The sequence below is a fragment of the Arthrobacter sp. C152 genome (genome assembly GCF_054890965.1).
Genome location: NZ_JBTZSU010000006.1, coordinates 134633 through 150487, shown reverse-complemented (window position 1 = coordinate 150487; position 15855 = coordinate 134633). Strand labels below are relative to the sequence as shown.

The following is a 15855-nucleotide window of genomic DNA, read 5'->3' as shown; positions in this document are numbered from 1 at the left end:
AAAGGAGCACCATGACTGCCTCTGCAAACCAAGGCTTCAACACCCGCGCCGTGCACGCCGGCCAGGCGTTCGAACCCCGCACCGGCGCCGTTGTCCCGCCGCTGCACTTCAGCTCCACCTACGCCCAGGACGGCATCGGCGGCCTGCGCAGCGGTTATGAGTACGGCCGCGGCGGCAACCCCACCCGGGACTCGCTGCAGGAACAGCTCGCCGCCCTGGAACTCGGCACGCACGCCTACAGCTTCAGCTCCGGGCTCGCGGCGGAGGACGCCCTGATCCGCGCCCTCACCCGCCCGGGCGACCACATCGTGCTCGGCAATGATGCCTACGGCGGCACCTACCGGCTGATCAGCCGCGTGCTGGGGGACTGGGGGATCGGCAACACCCCCGTGGACATGGCCAACCTGGACACGGTCCGCAGCGCCGTCGCCGCCCACAAGACCCGCTTCGTCTGGGTGGAGACGCCGTCCAACCCGCTGATGAAGATCACCGACATCGCGGCGCTCGCGGACATCGCGCACGACGCCGGCGCCCTGCTGGTGGTGGACAACACCTTCGCGTCCCCCTACCTGCAGAACCCGCTCGCCCTGGGCGCCGACGTCGTGGTCCACTCCACCACCAAGTACATCGGCGGCCACTCGGACGTGGTGGGCGGCGCCGTCGTGGTCAAGGACGCGGAACTGGCGGAAAAGATCGGCTTCGTGCAGTTCGCCGTCGGCGCCGTGTCCGGGCCCATGGACGCGTTCCTGACCACCCGCGGCCTGAAAACCCTGGGCGTGCGCATGGACCGGCACAGCGAGAACGGCCAGGCCGTGGCCGAATGGCTGCTGGAACGCCCGGAGGTGGAGGCCGTGCTCTACCCGGGCCTGCCAACCCACCCCGGCCACGAGCTCGCGCGGAAGCAGATGCGCAAGTTCGGCGGCATGGTTTCCGTGCAGTTCAAGGGCGGCGAAGCCGCGGCCCGGAAGGTGGCCGAGTCCACGTCCGTGTTCACGCTGGCCGAGTCGCTGGGCGGCATCGAATCGCTCATGAACTACCCCTCGGAAATGACGCACGCCTCCGTCAAGGGCACCGAGCTGGCCGTGCCGGTCAACCTGCTGCGCCTGTCCTGCGGCATCGAGGACGTGGAGGACCTGATCGCGGACCTGGACCAGGCCTTCTCCTCGATCCCATAACCCCTCCCCGCGAGATGGCACTTAACCGCAGTGTGCCCGCCCCGGACTGCGGTTAACTGCCACCTCGCGGAGGGGTTGGCTTTCTTGAAAGAAGTCAGCTAGGGTTGCCCCCATGCCCCTTCGATCCGACTGGTCCACCCACAACTGCAGCATCGCCCGCGGCGTGGATATCCTCGGCGACCCCTGGACCATCCTTGTGCTCCGCGAGTTGTTCTTCGGCAACGGCCGCTTCGACGCGATCAAGAACCGGCTCAAGGTGGCCGACTCGGTGCTCACCAAGCGGCTGGGGGCCCTGGTTGAGGCCGGGCTGCTGGAGAAACGGGCTTACGACGACGGCGGCCGCACCCGACAGGAGTACGTCCTCACTTCCATGGGCGAGGACGTGCTCCCGGTCCTGAATGCGGTGACCATCTGGTCGGAGAAACACCTGGCCGCGCCGTCGGACCAGGCGCACCTGTTCGTCATCCACACCGGCTGCGGCAAGAGCACCACCTCGGCGGATACCTGCACCGAATGCGGGGAGCGGCTGACCGCCGCCAACACCAGCTGGCACAGCCGCGCCCGGTCCGAACAACCCATCAGGCTGTCCACAGCCGCAGGCAAGGAGGCAGCCGCATGAGCACGCTCCCCGATGAAGCAGCCGTTCCCGCCGAACGGGTGGAAGCAGGCGGCCCCAGGGCAACGCGGCGCCTGCACCCCGCATGGATCGTCGCTGCCGTGGCGTTCCTCGCCCTCGTGGGCGCCGCCGGATTCCGGGCAGCCCCGGGTGTCCTCATGGTGCCGCTGCAGCAGGAATTCGGCTGGTCCACCACCGTCCTCTCTGCGGCCGTCAGCATCAATCTGGTCCTCTTCGGCCTCACGGCCCCGTTTGCTGCGGCCCTGATGGAACGCTTCGGCATCCGCGCGGTCACGGCCACGGCACTGGTGCTGATCGGCATGGGAAGCGCCTTGACGGTCCTGGTGAACCAGTCCTGGCAGATCCTGCTGACCTGGGGCCTGCTGATCGGACTGGGCACCGGGTCCATGGCCCTGGTCTTCGCCGCCACCATCGCCAACACCTGGTTCACCAAAAGCCGCGGGCTGGTCATCGGTATCCTCACGGCCGGCAGCGCGGCCGGCCAGCTGGTCTTCCTGCCCTTCATCGCCCTGCTTGCCCAGGACCCGGGCTGGCGGCAGGCGTCCCTGCTGATCGCCGCCGGCGCCCTCGCCGTGGTGCCGCTGGTGCTGAAGTTCCTCAAGAACTCACCGGCCGACGTCGGAGTGCTGCCCTACGGTGCCGAACCCGAAGCCCTCCCGGCAGGCGCAGCCGAAGCCGGTCCGCGCACCAACGCGGCCGTCCGGGCCCTCCAGGTCCTCCGCCGCGCCAGCAAAATCCGGACGTTCTGGGCACTGGCTGCCGGCTTCGCGATCTGCGGTGCCACCACCAACGGCCTGATCGGCACCCACTTCATCCCCTCCGCCCACGACCACGGCATGCCGGAAACCACCGCGGCCGGCCTGCTCGCCGTCGTCGGAATCTTCGACATCGTGGGCACCATCGCCTCCGGCTGGCTCACCGACCGGTTCAACCCCCGCTTCCTGCTGGCTGTCTACTACCAGTTCCGCGGCATCGGCCTGCTGGTGCTCCCGCTGCTGCTCAACGCCGAGGTCCAGCCCAGCATGATCGTCTTCGTGGTGATCTACGGGCTGGACTGGGTGGCTACGGTTCCGCCCACCGCAGCCATTTGCCGCGAAACGTTCGGCGCCGACGGCAGCGTGGTGTTCGGCTGGGTGTTCGCCGCGCACCAGCTGGGTGCCGCCGCGGCGGCCATTGCCGCCGGAGCGTTGCGGGACGCCACCGGCCACTACACCTACGCATGGTTCGGCGCCGCCGCCATGTGCACCATCGCCGCCGTCATCAGCGCCACCATCCGGCGGCACCGCGCACCGGAAAACACCAACGCCGGCGAGACTGAACCGGCGGCCGCCTGAACCGGTAGGTATCCGGCGACGTTAGGCTGGGTCCCATGGAACCCATGCCGCCGGCCCCTGTCCGCCCCGTTGCCCTGATCACCGGGGCAGGGCGGTTGGCCGGCATCGGGGCGGGCGTCGCGCGGCAACTGGCCGCCGACGGCTGGGACCTCGTGCTCTCCTATTGGGCCGGGTATGACGCCCGCATGCCGTGGGGGAGCGAGCCGGAGGACGTTGTCCGGCTCACCGCGGAGCTTGAGGCCATCGGTGCCAGGGTCCATGCCCTCCCGGCCGACCTGCAGGATCCCGGGGTACCGGACCGGCTGGTTACCGACGCCGTGCGGCTGGCCGGTCCCCTGCAGGGGCTGGTCCTCAGCCATGCCGAGTCCGTCGATTCGGGCGTGCTGGACACCACCATCGAATCCTTTGACCGGCACTTCGCGGTGAATACCCGCGCCAGCTGGCAGCTGATTGCCGCCTTCGCGCGGCAGGCAACGGACGACGGCGGCGCGATCGTTGCGCTGACCAGTGACCACACAGCGTTTAACCTTCCTTACGGCGCCTCGAAGGGTGCGCTGGACCGGATCGTGGTCGCGGCCGCACGCGAACTGGGCCAGCGGGGGATCTCGGCCAACGTCCTGAACCCCGGCCCGGTGGACACGGGCTGGATGGATGACGAGGTCCGCGGCGAGCTCGTGCAGCGCCAGCCCACCGGCCGCCTGGGCACCCCGGCGGACGTGGCCGGGACTGTTGCGTTCCTGCTCTCACCCGCCGGCCGCTGGGTCTCGGGCCAGCTGCTCAAGTCCGACGGCGGCTTCTCGGCGTAGGCGCCCGGGTTCCCCTTTTCCCTGCCCCACCCAACCAGGCCGCAGTTGTTGTCGTTTTGGGCCCCCAAAACGACAACAACTGCCAGTCAGTTGGGGGAGCGGTCAGTGGAAGGCGCCGATACCTGTGATGTGCCGGCCCAGGACCAGGGTGTGCACCTCGTCGGTGCCCTCATAGGTCCGGACGGACTCGAGGTTGGCGGCGTGCCGCAGGGGTGAATAGTCCGTGGTGATGCCGTTGCCGCCCAGGATGGTCCGGGCCTCCCGTGCCACGGCGAGAGCTTCCCGGACGTTGTTCAGCTTGGCCAGCGAGATCTGTTCCGGGTGGATCCTGCCGGCGTCCTTGAGCCGGCCCAGATGCAGGGCCAGCAGGGTGCCTTTCTGGATTTCCACCAGCATGTCCACCAGCTTCTGCTGGGTCAGCTGGTAGCCGGCCAGCGGCTTGCCGAACTGCAGCCGGTCCAGCGAGTACGCCAGCGCGGCCTCGTAGGAATCCCGGGCAGCGCCCATGGCACCCCACGCGATCCCGTACCGGGCTTCGTTCAGGCAGGTGAATGGGCCGCGCAGCCCCCGCGCCGCCGGGAGCAGGGCCTCCGGACCCAGCCGGACGTCGTCGAACACCACATCGCACTGGATGGAGGCCCGCATGGACAGCTTCTGCCGGATGGGGGTGGCGGTCACGCCTGGGGTACCGGCCGGCACCAGGAAGCCGTGCACGCCGTCGTCCGTCATCGCCCACACCACCATCACACCCGCCACGGAGGCCAGCCCGATCCAGCGCTTGGCGCCGTTGAGAACCCAGCCGGCGTCATCGCCGGAACCATCCCGGCGTGCCACCGTGGCCATGGAGGCAGGGTCCGAGCCTGCGGTCGGTTCGGTGAGCGCGAAGCAGCCGATGATTTCCCCGGCGGCCATCCGGGGCAGCCACTGCTCCTTCTGCTCTTCGGAACCCCAGGTGTGGATGGCGGTCATGGCCAGCGAACCCTGGACGGACACGAAGGTGCGGATCCCGGAGTCCCCGGCCTCCAGTTCCATCGCCGCAAGCCCGTATTCGACGGCGGACCGGCCCGGGCAGCCGTAGCCCTCCAGGTGCATGCCCAGCACGCCCAGCTCGCCCAGCTCCGGGGCAAGTTCCAGGGGGAAGACGGCGTCCTCGTACCACCGGGCAATGTCGGGTTTGATTCGTTGCTCGGTGAAGTCGCGGACCTTCTGGCGAAGCTCCAGTTCCTCCGCGGACAGCAGGGAGTCCAGATCCAGGACGTCCGACGCGTTGGCCGTAGTGGCTTCACTGGTCATTTCTTCCCCTGCCATTTCTTTACTGATCACTTCTCTTCACCAGGAAGTAGCCGCGGGTGGAGGGCAGGAACCGGCAGACGACGGCGAGCACCACGCCCAGCGCCAGCAGCAGCACGCCGCTGACGAAGGCCCCGCCGACGCCGAAGATCTGCGTGTCGCCGTACGCCGGGTCCCACATCTGCACCGCCGAGACGAAGAACGCGCCGGTCAGCAGCACCGCGCCCAGCAGGGGCAGGATGCCCCGGAACCACAGGTTGCGGGCGGATTCGCGCAGCGTGCCCCGGAAGTACCAGAAGCAGGCGAACCCGGTCAGGGCGTAGTAGAAGGCGATGAACAGGCTGATGGCGCTGATGGAGTCGGCCAGCAGGTTTTCGCTCAGGACGCTCATGGCCACGTAGTAGGCCGCGGCTGCGCCGCCCATCACCTGGGTGGAGAAGCCCGGGGTCTGGTTCTTCGGATGCACTTCACCGAACTTCGCCGGCAGTGCCCCGTGGACGCCCATGGACAGGGTTCCGCGGGCGGTAGGCAGGATGGTGGTCTGGGTGGAGGACAGGACGGAGGCCAAAACCGCGACGACGATCAGCCAGCCCCAGGGACCCAGCACCACGTCCTTCATGGCGAGGAAGACGTCGTCCTGGTTCGCCTCATTGCCCAGGCCGATGCCCTCCGAACCAACGGTGGCGTACATCATCACCAGCAGGGCGACGGAAACGTAGATCGCCACGAGCACGAACGCCGAGATGACGGCCCCGCGGCCGGGGGTGGTGGACGGGTTCTCGGTTTCCTCGTTCACCGCCAGGCAGGTGTCCCAGCCCCAGTAGATGAACAGGGCCAGCAGGGCACCGTGCACCACGGCGCCCGGGTCGGCGAATGCACCCACGGGGTTGAACCACTCAACGTCGAAGGCCTGGCCCTCCGGCGCCCCGCCCACGATCCGGACAATGATCGCCAGGGCGAAAATGCCCAGCGCTATGTACTGCACATAGGTGAGGACGCGCTGGACGTGCTCGCCCAGCCGGATGCCGCGGTAGTTCACCAGGGTCATCAGGACGATGAACAGCAGTCCCGTGCCGGTGACCAGCAGCGTATTCCCTGCCAGTGAGCCGTCGCCCACCAGGAGCCACAGGTATTGGCCGGCCACCTGCGCAAGATTGGCCAGGACCACGATCCCGGCGAGCGCCACGCCCCAGCCGCCCAGCCAGCCTGCCCAAGGGCCGAAGGCCTGGCGGGACCAGGTGAACGTGGTACCGCAGTCCGGGATGGCGCTGTTCAGCTCGCGGAAGGCGTAGGCGATGAAGAGCACCGGGATGAACCCGAGCAGGAGGATCAGGGGAGTGTAGTTGCCGTTCACGGCAACGATGAGTCCCAGGGTGGCGGCCAGCGAATACACGGGGGCGGTGGATGCCAGCCCCAGCATGACCGAGTCGCCAAGGTCCAGGATGCCGGCCCGCAATCCCTTCGCCGGGACTGCGGTGCCGGGCCCGCCCGCGGGGCCTCCCGCCGTCGTCATGTCTGTCCTCATAGGGCGATTCCTGCCTTGCTGGTGTTGGCCACGGCCGAAAGCGGCGCCGGCGCGTCAATGGTGTTGGGCACGAAGCGGCAGAAGTAATCCGTGACCGGCCCGTCCGATTCCCGGATGCCGCAGCCCACGGATTCACCGTCCACCACCCAGAGGCCCAGGACGGGGTGGTTGCCGTCGAAGTCCGGCAGCGGGTGGTACTGCTGGTAGCACCAGCCCTCCCGGCCGTAGCCGCCGGGCTGTTCCAGCCGGATGCCGTCGGCGTTAATGCGGATGTTGTCCCCTTCGCGGCCATGCAGGGGCTTGCCCACCCATCCCTTGAGCGGGCCGGGATCCGTGAGGTAGGCGGGCAGCAGGTTGGGGTGGTCCGGATAGAGGTGCCACAGTGCGGCAAGCAGGGCCTTGTTGGACAGCAGCATCTTCCACGCAGGTTCCACCCAGCGAGGGTTCTGCGCCCGCTCCAGGAGGCGGGGGCCGAACTCCTCCTTCATCATCAGCTCCCAGGGGTAGAGCTTGAAGATGGTGCTGATCAGAAAGTTGTCCAGGTCCACGAAGCGGTTCAGGTTGGGGTCCCACCCGATATCGGACATGTTGATGCCGATGGTGGTCCATCCCGCCTGGCCGGCTACGTCGCGCATGTAGGCGGCGGTCATCCAGTCCTCGCCGGACTCCTCCACCTCGGAGTGGGCCACGTGCAGGGTGCTCATGCCGGTGCGGTACTGGAACTTCTTCCACTGCCGGATCAGGGCTTCGTGGATGCCGTTCCACTGGTCCTTTTCCGGGAAGACGTCCTGCAGCCAGAACCATTGGGCGACCGCGGCCTCGATCAGCCCCGTAGGGGTGTCCGCGTTGTACTCCAGCATCTTGGCCGGGCCGCTCTGCCCGTCGTAGATGAAATCGAACCTGCCGTAGACGTCCACATCTCCGGCCTGCAGCGATTCCGCCGCGAGCTCCAGGGCCTGGGGTCCGATGCCGATGCTGCCCATGGCCCCGGTGGCGAGGAACTTCGCCGCCTCCACGCACATCCGGTGCATGTCCTCGGCCACCGCCTCCAGGGTCTCGACCTCGTCCATGGTGAATTCGTAGTAGGCGGATTCGTTCCAGTACTCGATGCGGCGCCCGTCATCCATGGTGGTGGTGGAGAAGACCAGGCCCTGCTCTTCGATCTTCTGCTTCCAGCCCGGACGAGGGTCAGACAACAACCGTTTCAACCGTCAGCCCCCTGAGACCTTGCTGCCGCCGCCGCTTGACCCGCTCTTGGCGCTGCTGCCGAAGCCGCCACGGCTGACGGTGCCGCCGCTGCTGCTGTACCCGGTGGACGCCTTGGCCCCGCTGGGAATGGTGCGGGTGTAGTTGGGCGCGGTGGACCTGTTCTGGCCGATGGACGGGACGCTGGCGCCGCGGGAGTAGAAGTACCAGGCGTAGAGGCCGCCGCTGCGGCCGGCGGAACTGTCGCAGTTGGTGTCCGCCACGCGCTCGCCGGTTTCGTCGTTGAAGCACACCTGCGCGTACTCGGGGTCGTCCTCGTTGCTGGCAACGACGGCGGTGATGGTTCCGGCCAGCAGCGCCGTGACGCCCAGCCCCACCACCACGGTGCGGCGCTGTGACCGCTTCTTCCGGGCCGCCGCCTCGTTGAGCTGCTTTTCCCGTTCACGCGCAAACGGGTCAACCGGGGCGACCGGCCCGTTCAGGAGTTCCGGGCGCAGTTCGGGTTTGGGGACCTGCCAGGGCGGGGGCTTTGGCGTGTTGTCCGCCCCGGATCCTTGGCCCGGCGGGCCGGACGGCGCAGCACCGCCCGGTTCTTCTTGGTGTGAATCCACGGTGTCCCCTCAATCGTTCAGTACATCGGGCACAGGTAAATCGGCACAGCGCTGCACCCCCACATGCAATCCTCGACTCAGCGTAGCCCCTGGCGGTGCCGCCTGCGAGCAGGACGACGCCCTGGCGGCAGGGGAGAACTGCCCATTGCCGGATCCCGCAGATCAGGCAGCGCCAAACAATAGACTGGGGCCATGGAAACAGCTTCAGTCCTCGCCGTCTGCCGCGTCCACCAGCTCCTGCCGGACGCTTCCACCGCGGGCGTCACCGCGATCGACAAACGCCCGACCGAGGGGCCGGTCAAGGTGCACAAGCTGGGACTGCAGGGCGACGTCCAGGCCGACCGGGCCAACCACGGCGGCCCGGACCAGGCCATCTACGCCTACTCACAGGCGGACGCCGACTATTGGGCCGGCCTGCTGCAGCGGGACGTCCCGCCGGGGGCCTTCGGCGAGAACCTCCGGGTGGCCGGCATCGAGCCCACCGACGCGGTGATCGGGGAGCGCTGGCGGATCGGGCTCGACGTGGAGCTTGAGGTCACCTCGCCACGGACCCCGTGCGCCACGTTCCAGCGGTGGCTGGGGGAGCCCCGGTGGGTTCGGCGCTTCACTGAGGAAGGCCGGGTGGGCGCCTATCTGCGCGTCATCAAAACCGGCAACATCCAGGCCGGCGACCACATCCACCGGACCTACGTCCCGGGGCACGGGATCACGGTCGGCCAATGGTTCAGCGCACCGGACGCCGAGTCCATGGAGGCGCTGAAGGATGCGGACGCCGAGGGCGGGATCCGGCTGCAGCAGCCGGAATTCAGCAGGAAATTCGAGGCCCTGCAGCGCCAGCTCGGCCTCTAGGACGGGAAGTACGACGGCGGAAGGCACCGGGTGTGCCCAAGCTCACCGCCCGCCGTCGGCCGCCCGATTAACGGTCACCGGGGCCCGTGCCCTACACTTGAAACATCCCCCACTCCGGAAATCCCTTTTTCCTGCCCAATTTTTGAGGCAGGACTGGCAAGTGTTGGGGCCCGCAACTGTGATGCGGGCATTTTCATAGGGAGAGCCGGCTAAAGAAAACGCTGTACAGACTGCTGGGATAGCAGCCAAGAGATGCAGCGCGAAGTCCTGCCACGGGATTGCGAAAGCGCCGGACTTCTGTGACCGGCCGGTCAATGTCAGCCCGGCACCCACGGCACATGTACTGCGGCTCCGCTCACCTCGGGTTGTGCCGCGTGGCCCCCTATGGATGAGGAATATCCCCCTATGCTGGAAAACCAGAACGACACCACTGCCGTCCTCGACGAAGCCCCCGCCGTCGCCGCTGAGGCACCTGCCCCTGCGCCGGAGGAGGAAGACAACGGCGTGAAGTTCGCCGACCTCGGCATCGACGGCCGCGTCCTGGCCGCCCTGCAGGACGTCGGCTACGAAAAGCCGTCCCCCATCCAGGCAGCCACCATCCCGCTGCTGCTCGAAGGCCGCGACGTCGTGGGCCTGGCACAGACCGGTACCGGCAAGACTGCAGCATTCGCAGTGCCGGCGCTGTCCCGCCTGGCCGAACTGCACGACCTGAACGGCCCCTCGCGCAAGACCCAGGCCCTGGTGCTGGCTCCCACCCGTGAACTCGCGCTGCAGGTGGCCGAGGCGTTCACTTCCTACGCCAAGCACATCGACGACTTCACCGTGCTGCCCGTCTACGGCGGTTCCGCGTACGGCCCGCAGCTCGCCGGCCTGCGCCGCGGCGCCCAGGTGGTTGTGGGTACCCCCGGCCGCGTGATCGACCACATCTCCAAGGGCTCCCTGGACCTGTCCGAACTGCAGTACCTGGTGCTGGACGAGGCTGACGAGATGCTGCGGATGGGCTTCGCCGAGGACGTGGAGCAGATCTTCCAGCAGACCCCCGAGGACCGCCAGGTGGCGCTGTTCTCGGCCACCATGCCCAGCCAGATCCGCCGGATGTCCAAGCAGTACCTGAACGATCCCGAAGAGGTGTCGGTCAAGACCAAGACCTCCACGGGCTCCAACATCCGCCAGCGCTACCTGCAGGTCATGGGCCCGCACAAGCTCGACGCCATGACCCGCATCCTCGAGGTGGAAGAGTTCGACGGCGTCATCGCCTTCGTGCGTACCAAGATGGCCACCGAGGACCTCGCGGACAAGCTGAAGTCCCGCGGCTTCCAGGCTGCCGCCATCAACGGCGACATCCCGCAGCAGCAGCGTGAACGCACCGTCGATGCCCTGAAGGAAGGCCGGATCGACATCCTGGTGGCCACCGACGTCGCGGCCCGCGGCCTGGACGTTGAGCGCATCAGCCACGTCATCAACTACGACATCCCGCACGACACCGAGTCCTACGTGCACCGCATCGGCCGCACCGGCCGCGCGGGCCGCAACGGTGACGCGATCCTGTTCATGACGCCCCGCGAGAAGTACCTGCTCCGCGCCATCGAAAAGGCGACCCGCCAGTCCGTGGAGCAGATGCACCTGCCCACGGCGGAGACCGTCAACTCGCTGCGCCTGGGCAAGTTCGCCGAGCGCATCACCGAGACCCTGGAGTCCGAGGATGTGGCCATGTTCCGCGACCTCATCGCCTCCTACGAGGAAGAGCACAAGGTGCCGGCAGCCGAAATCGCTGCGGCACTGGCTGTCATGGCCCAGGGCGGCCAGCCGTTGCTGGTCAAGGACCTGCCCGCGGCTCCCGAGTTCCAGAAGCGCGAGCGCTCCAAGGACGGCTTCGGCTCCCGTGGACCCAGCAGGCAGCTGACCGAGGGCAACGCCACCTACCGTATTGCGGTGGGGCGCCGCCAGCGCGTCATGCCCGGCTCGATCGTGGGCGCCATTGCCAACGAGGGCGGCATCTCCTCCTCGCAGATCGGCGGCATCGATATCCGTTCGGACCACTCCCTGGTGGAGCTGCCCGCGGACCTGAGCCCCGAGCAGCTGCGTGCCTTGTCCCGCACCCGGATCGGCGGCGAGCTGATCCACCTCGAACTGGACAACGGCCGCAAGCCCTCGGGCGACCGCGGCGCCTACCAGGGCAGCCGCGGCGGCAACTTCAAGGGCAACGGCGGGTTCAAGAAGGAATTCCGGAAGAACGACGGCGAACGGTCCTCCGCGGACCGCGGCGGTCGTTCGTACAGCGAGCGTTCCGAGCGCAGCTTCGGCCACGGCGACGGCTCCCGCAAACCCCGCAATGGCGCTGACGGCGGCCACCGCGACTACAACCGCAAGGGCAAGTGGTGACCCTTCCGCGGGTTTGAGTAATTGACGACGGCGATGGGCCGGCTTTCGAGCCGGCCCATCGGCGTTTTAACGGGTCGTCCCATCCAGCGGTGTGGGGCTGGACACATTCCAGTTGCGGAATAGAGGCGACCGGCCCTCGAAAGGTGCATTCCGTCGGCGTCCGCTCTGCCTTCCCGGGCCCCTGCAGCCGCGGAATTCCGCGGAAAACGGAGCTCCGGCACGGCCGAAATGCAACTGTTGCGCGGCCCCGGAGCCGCCGCGGGCCCCGATTTGTTGGTGCGTAAATCTTCCGGTAGAGTATTTACTCGTTGCCCCCCTAGCTCAGTGGTAGAGCGCGTTCTTGGTAAGAACGAGGTCACCGGATCGATTCCGGTGGGGGGCTCTGGATGAGGGCCTGTATCAGGGCGGTTTAGGCCGGCTGACGCAGGCTTTTCTCATCCATGGCGGTGTAGCTCAGTTGGTTAGAGCGCACGACTCATAATCGTGAGGTCGGGAGATCGAGCCTCCCCACCGCTACAGGCTAAGCCCCCGGATCCTGGATCCGGGGGCTTTCCTGTTTCTGCGTTCCGCAGTAGCTTGGCAGCAACTGGCGGACAGGGGATTCGGTGGATTTCTTCACAGCGGTGATGGAGCCGTTCCGGTGGCTGGTGTCGGTCATCATGGTGGCTTTCCACGACGGGCTGGCCGGAATTGGCATGCCGCCGGCCGACGGCTGGACCTGGACGCTGTCCATCATCGGGCTGGTGCTGGTGATCCGCGCCGCCCTGGTTCCCGTTTTCCTGGCGCAGGTGAAAGCCCAGCGGCGGATGCGGCTCCTGCAGCCCGACCTGATGGCGCTCCAGGAAAAATACCGCGGCAGGACCGACCCGCTGTCCCGGCAGGCCATGGCCCAGGAACAGATGGCCCTGTACCGGAAGCATGGAACCAACCCGTTCTCGGCCTGCCTGCCCCTGCTGATCCAGGCCCCGTTCTTCCTGGGCCTCTTCCAGGTGCTCTCCGGAATGTCGAATGCGGCGGGGCGCGGCGAGGGCATCGGAGCGATGGGGCACGGCCAGGTGGCGCAGTTCGATGCCGCGTCCATCGCCGGGGTGCCGCTCTCCGCGTCCCTGCTCCACGGCAGCGGCGACCTGACGGCCCTCGCCGTGCTCGCCGTCGCCTTGATCCTGGTGATGACCGCGTGCCAGTTCCTCACGCAAAAACTCGTCAGCGCGCGGACCTTGGACGGGCAGGACCCGGACAGCCCGCTGGTGCGCCAGCAGAAGATCCTCCTGTACGTGCTGCCGGTTGTCTTCGCCGCGGGCGGGGTCTTTTTCCCGGTCGGCGTGCTGGTTTACTGGACGGTCTCCAACCTCTGGACCCTGGGGCAACAGTTCCTGGTGTCCCGGCAGCCTATCCAGACGTAGCAGCCGGCGGCAGAATGGTCCCCATGGGCCAGCTGATCTACTCCGGACTCGCGTCCATCGACGGCTACACCGCCGACAAGGACGGCAACTTCGACTGGGCCGCCCCGGACGAGGAAGTCCATGCCTTCATCAATGACCTCGAACGCGGCGTGGGCACCGCCCTCTACGGCCGGCGCATGTACGAGGTCATGTCCGTCTGGGAGACCATGGACACCGCCGACGAGCCGCCTGTCATCCAGGATTACGCGGGGATCTGGCGCGCCGCGGACAAGGTGGTGTACTCCAACTCCCTTGGCAGCGTCGCCACGGACCGCACCCGCCTGGAGCGTCAGTTCCTCCCGGACGCGGTGCGGGAGCTGAAGGCAGCCACTGAGGGAAGCATCAGCATCGGCGGCCCCACCCTGGCCGCCCGCGCCCTCATGGCGGGACTGGTGGACGAATGCCGGATATTCGTGACGCCCGCGGTGGTGGGCGGCGGCCTGCGTTTGTTCCCCGACGGCTTCGACGCCCGGTTCGACCTTCTGGAGGAGCGCCGGTTCGCCGCCAGCGGCGTGGTGTACCTGCGCTATGGAGCCCGCTGAACCGCGGGCGCGCCGGACCGCGCCTGCACCGCGAAGAGGGTGAACAGCAGGGCCGCCAGGGCACCGAAGCCGAGCCAGGGCACAAAGTCCCTGTTCAGGGGCGGGTGGCCGCTTGGAAATATGCGCTGGGCAGGCAGAATGGGTGCATGACACGCATCGCCATCATCGGCGGCCACGGCAAAGTGGCCCTGCTCCTGTCCGCCATGCTTGCCGAGGAGGGGCACAGCGTCACCTCCTTCATCCGGAACCCCGGCCATGCCGCGGACGTCACGGCCACCGGCGCCACCCCGGCGGTCCTGGACGTGGAGAATTCGACGACGGCGGAGATCGCCCGGGCGCTGGAGGGCCAGGACGCCGTGGTCTGGTCTGCCGGTGCCGGCGGCGGCAACCCCGGCCGCACCTATGCGGTGGACCGGGACGCTGCCATCCGCTCCATGGACGCCGCAGCCCAGGCCGGCGTTGAGCGGTACGTCATGGTCTCCTACCTGGGGGCCGGCAAGGACCACGGGGTACCGGAGAACAACAGCTTCTACGCGTACGCCGAGGCAAAGGCGGCCGCGGACGAATACCTTCGCGGCAGCAAACTGGCGTGGACCATCCTGGGCCCCGGGGCGCTGACGGACAAACCCGGAACCGGGCTGATCGACGTCGACCCCGCACCTGGCGGGAGCCGGGAAACCTCCCGGGCCAATGCGGCGATCGTGGCGGCTGCGGTGCTGGACCTGCCCCAGACGGCGGGCCGGACCATCGAGTTCCGCGACGGGACGCTGCCGGTGGCCGCGGCGTTGGAGCCGGACTCCTAAAACGCCTGGCCCGCAAGGGACCGCTCCGGCTGCACGGCGGCGGCCAGTTCCAGGTCCAGGGAATTCCGTTCGACGTAATCCAGCGCTTTCCGGACTGCGCCCACCGTCACGATCGCGTCCCCCAGCGGGGAGACCGCCACCTGCGGCGGCGTGGCGGTAAAGTCCGCCAGGCGCTCGCTGATCGGAGTGAGCAGCACGTCCGCGGAGTTGGCCACGCCGCCGCCGATCACCACCAGTTCAGGATTGAGAAGGGTGGCCAGGGTCCCCACCACGCGGGCCATCCTGTCGGCCAGGCGCTCCATGATGGCCTGCGCCACGGCGTCACCGTTGGCCGCGGCAGCGAAAACCTGCTCCGCTTCAACCCGGCCCGGCCGAAAGGCACGCAGGGCGGTTGGTTCCGGCCCGGCCAGGGCATCGGCGGCCCACGACCTGGCGAGGTGGGCGATGCCGAAGGTGTCACCCACGCCCTCCACCAGGCCCAGATAGGCAAGCTCGCCGGCGCTTCCGCGGGTGCCATGCACCAACCGGCCGCCTTCGACGATGCCCGAGCCCAACCGTTCGCTGGCCAGGATCACCACGACGTCGTCGACGCCGCGCGCCGCCCCCTGCCAGCGTTCGCCCAGGGCTGCCAGGTTGGCGTCGTTTTCCATCAGCACTGTCCAGCCCCTTTTCTCCTTCAGGGCGCGGCGCAGTCCCAGGTTGAACAGGCCCCAGAACTCCTGCGTGGCCAGCACCTCCCCGTGCCGGTCCACCGGGGCGGCGACGCCGGCGCAGACGGCCAGCACCTGCTCCGGTGACGCGGCTGCGGCTTCGAGAGCCGCGGCGGCCACATCGTCGATCAGGGCGATGCGCTCCGCCGGGCTGGCTGTCCGGGCGCCGAACGGGCGGCTGGACCGGGCGATGGTTTTGCCCCGGAGGTCCGCGGCCACCACGGTCACCTTCCAGTAGCCGATATCCATTCCCAGGACCACGCCGGCGCGCTCGTTGAGGTCGAACCGGCGGGCCGGCCTGCCCTTCCGGTAGCCGCCGAATTCGCGCTGGTTTTCCAGTTCGCGGAGCCAGCCCTGCCGGACCAGGTCCTCGCACACGGCGATGGTGGTGGCCCGGGCCAGACCCGTGGCCGCCATGATGTCCGTGACCGTCACCGCGGCCGAGGCGCGCATGAATTCCAGGACGGCGCCGGCACTGACCCGGCGCAGCAGGCGCGGTGTCGCCGGAACCGGTTCGGGCATGGTGTTGACCTTCCTCTGGAT

14 protein-coding genes and 2 tRNA genes are annotated in these 15855 nt (G+C 68.2%); 11 read left to right on the top strand and 5 right to left on the bottom strand.

Annotated elements, in window-relative coordinates; genetic code table 11:
- Positions 1–11: 11 nt before the first annotated feature.
- From ACYSM9_RS06505 to ACYSM9_RS06490, 4 genes are all read left to right on the top strand, one after another.
- Positions 12–1175 (top strand): cystathionine gamma-synthase, encoded by a 1164-nt coding sequence (locus tag ACYSM9_RS06505; protein WP_461856162.1) that lies wholly within the window; start codon positions 12–14, stop codon positions 1173–1175.
- 112 nt (positions 1176–1287) lie between these two features.
- Positions 1288–1794, top strand: coding sequence for a winged helix-turn-helix transcriptional regulator (locus tag ACYSM9_RS06500; RefSeq protein WP_461856161.1), 507 nt, complete (start codon positions 1288–1290; stop codon positions 1792–1794).
- Positions 1791–3146: an MFS transporter gene (locus ACYSM9_RS06495; RefSeq protein WP_461856160.1), complete on the top strand. Its 1356-nt coding sequence runs from the start codon at positions 1791–1793 to the stop codon at positions 3144–3146. The genes ACYSM9_RS06500 and ACYSM9_RS06495 overlap by 4 nt, the downstream gene beginning before the upstream one ends.
- Before the next feature lie 35 nt (positions 3147–3181).
- Complete coding sequence (locus ACYSM9_RS06490) at positions 3182–3952, top strand: SDR family oxidoreductase (protein WP_461856159.1); 771 nt, start codon at positions 3182–3184, stop codon at positions 3950–3952.
- 102 nt (positions 3953–4054) lie between these two features.
- On the opposite strand, the gene ACYSM9_RS06485 is transcribed toward ACYSM9_RS06490, so the two are convergent.
- From ACYSM9_RS06485 to ACYSM9_RS06470, 4 genes are read right to left on the bottom strand one after another with little or no spacing between them, the layout of a single operon-like run.
- The gene (locus tag ACYSM9_RS06485) at positions 4055–5245 is read right to left on the bottom strand and encodes an acyl-CoA dehydrogenase family protein (RefSeq protein WP_461856158.1); all 1191 of its coding nucleotides are present in this window, start codon (positions 5243–5245) and stop codon (positions 4055–4057) included.
- 19 nt (positions 5246–5264) lie between these two features.
- The gene (locus tag ACYSM9_RS06480; protein ID WP_461856157.1) at positions 5265–6767 is read right to left on the bottom strand and encodes an APC family permease; all 1503 of its coding nucleotides are present in this window, start codon (positions 6765–6767) and stop codon (positions 5265–5267) included.
- Positions 6764–7975: a glutathionylspermidine synthase family protein gene (locus ACYSM9_RS06475; RefSeq protein WP_461856156.1), complete on the bottom strand. Its 1212-nt coding sequence runs from the start codon at positions 7973–7975 to the stop codon at positions 6764–6766. Before ACYSM9_RS06475 ends, ACYSM9_RS06480 begins: the two co-directional genes overlap by 4 nt.
- Before the next feature lie 3 nt (positions 7976–7978).
- Positions 7979–8584, bottom strand: coding sequence for a Tat pathway signal protein (locus ACYSM9_RS06470; protein WP_461856155.1), 606 nt, complete (start codon positions 8582–8584; stop codon positions 7979–7981).
- 192 nt (positions 8585–8776) lie between these two features.
- Between ACYSM9_RS06470 and ACYSM9_RS06465 the strand changes: the two genes are divergently transcribed.
- The 7 genes from ACYSM9_RS06465 to ACYSM9_RS06435 all read left to right on the top strand — a co-directional run bounded on the left by ACYSM9_RS06465 (position 8777) and on the right by ACYSM9_RS06435 (position 14602).
- Entirely contained in the window at positions 8777–9433 is a 657-nt protein-coding gene (locus tag ACYSM9_RS06465; RefSeq protein WP_461856154.1) for an MOSC domain-containing protein, read from the top strand.
- A gap of 405 nt (positions 9434–9838) precedes the next feature.
- A complete protein-coding gene (locus ACYSM9_RS06460) occupies positions 9839–11815 on the top strand; it encodes a DEAD/DEAH box helicase (RefSeq protein WP_461856153.1) in 1977 nt (658 codons plus the stop codon).
- A 310-nt stretch (positions 11816–12125) separates the two neighbouring features.
- Positions 12126–12197 (top strand) — tRNA-Thr (locus tag ACYSM9_RS06455).
- A 60-nt stretch (positions 12198–12257) separates the two neighbouring features.
- A tRNA-Met gene (locus tag ACYSM9_RS06450) sits at positions 12258–12331 on the top strand.
- Positions 12332–12420: 89 nt separating this feature from the next.
- On the top strand, positions 12421–13218 hold the full coding sequence (gene yidC, locus ACYSM9_RS06445; RefSeq protein WP_461856152.1) for a membrane protein insertase YidC: 798 nt from the start codon (positions 12421–12423) through the stop codon (positions 13216–13218).
- A 23-nt stretch (positions 13219–13241) separates the two neighbouring features.
- On the top strand, positions 13242–13799 hold the full coding sequence (locus ACYSM9_RS06440; protein ID WP_461856151.1) for a dihydrofolate reductase family protein: 558 nt from the start codon (positions 13242–13244) through the stop codon (positions 13797–13799).
- A gap of 146 nt (positions 13800–13945) precedes the next feature.
- The gene (locus tag ACYSM9_RS06435) at positions 13946–14602 is read left to right on the top strand and encodes an NAD(P)H-binding protein (protein ID WP_461856150.1); all 657 of its coding nucleotides are present in this window, start codon (positions 13946–13948) and stop codon (positions 14600–14602) included.
- Here the strand turns inward: ACYSM9_RS06435 and ACYSM9_RS06430 are convergent.
- A complete protein-coding gene (locus ACYSM9_RS06430) occupies positions 14599–15834 on the bottom strand; it encodes an ROK family transcriptional regulator (RefSeq protein ID WP_461856149.1) in 1236 nt (411 codons plus the stop codon). The two genes, ACYSM9_RS06435 and ACYSM9_RS06430, sit on opposite strands and share 4 nt — an antisense overlap.
- Between the last annotated feature and the right edge of the window lie 21 nt (positions 15835–15855).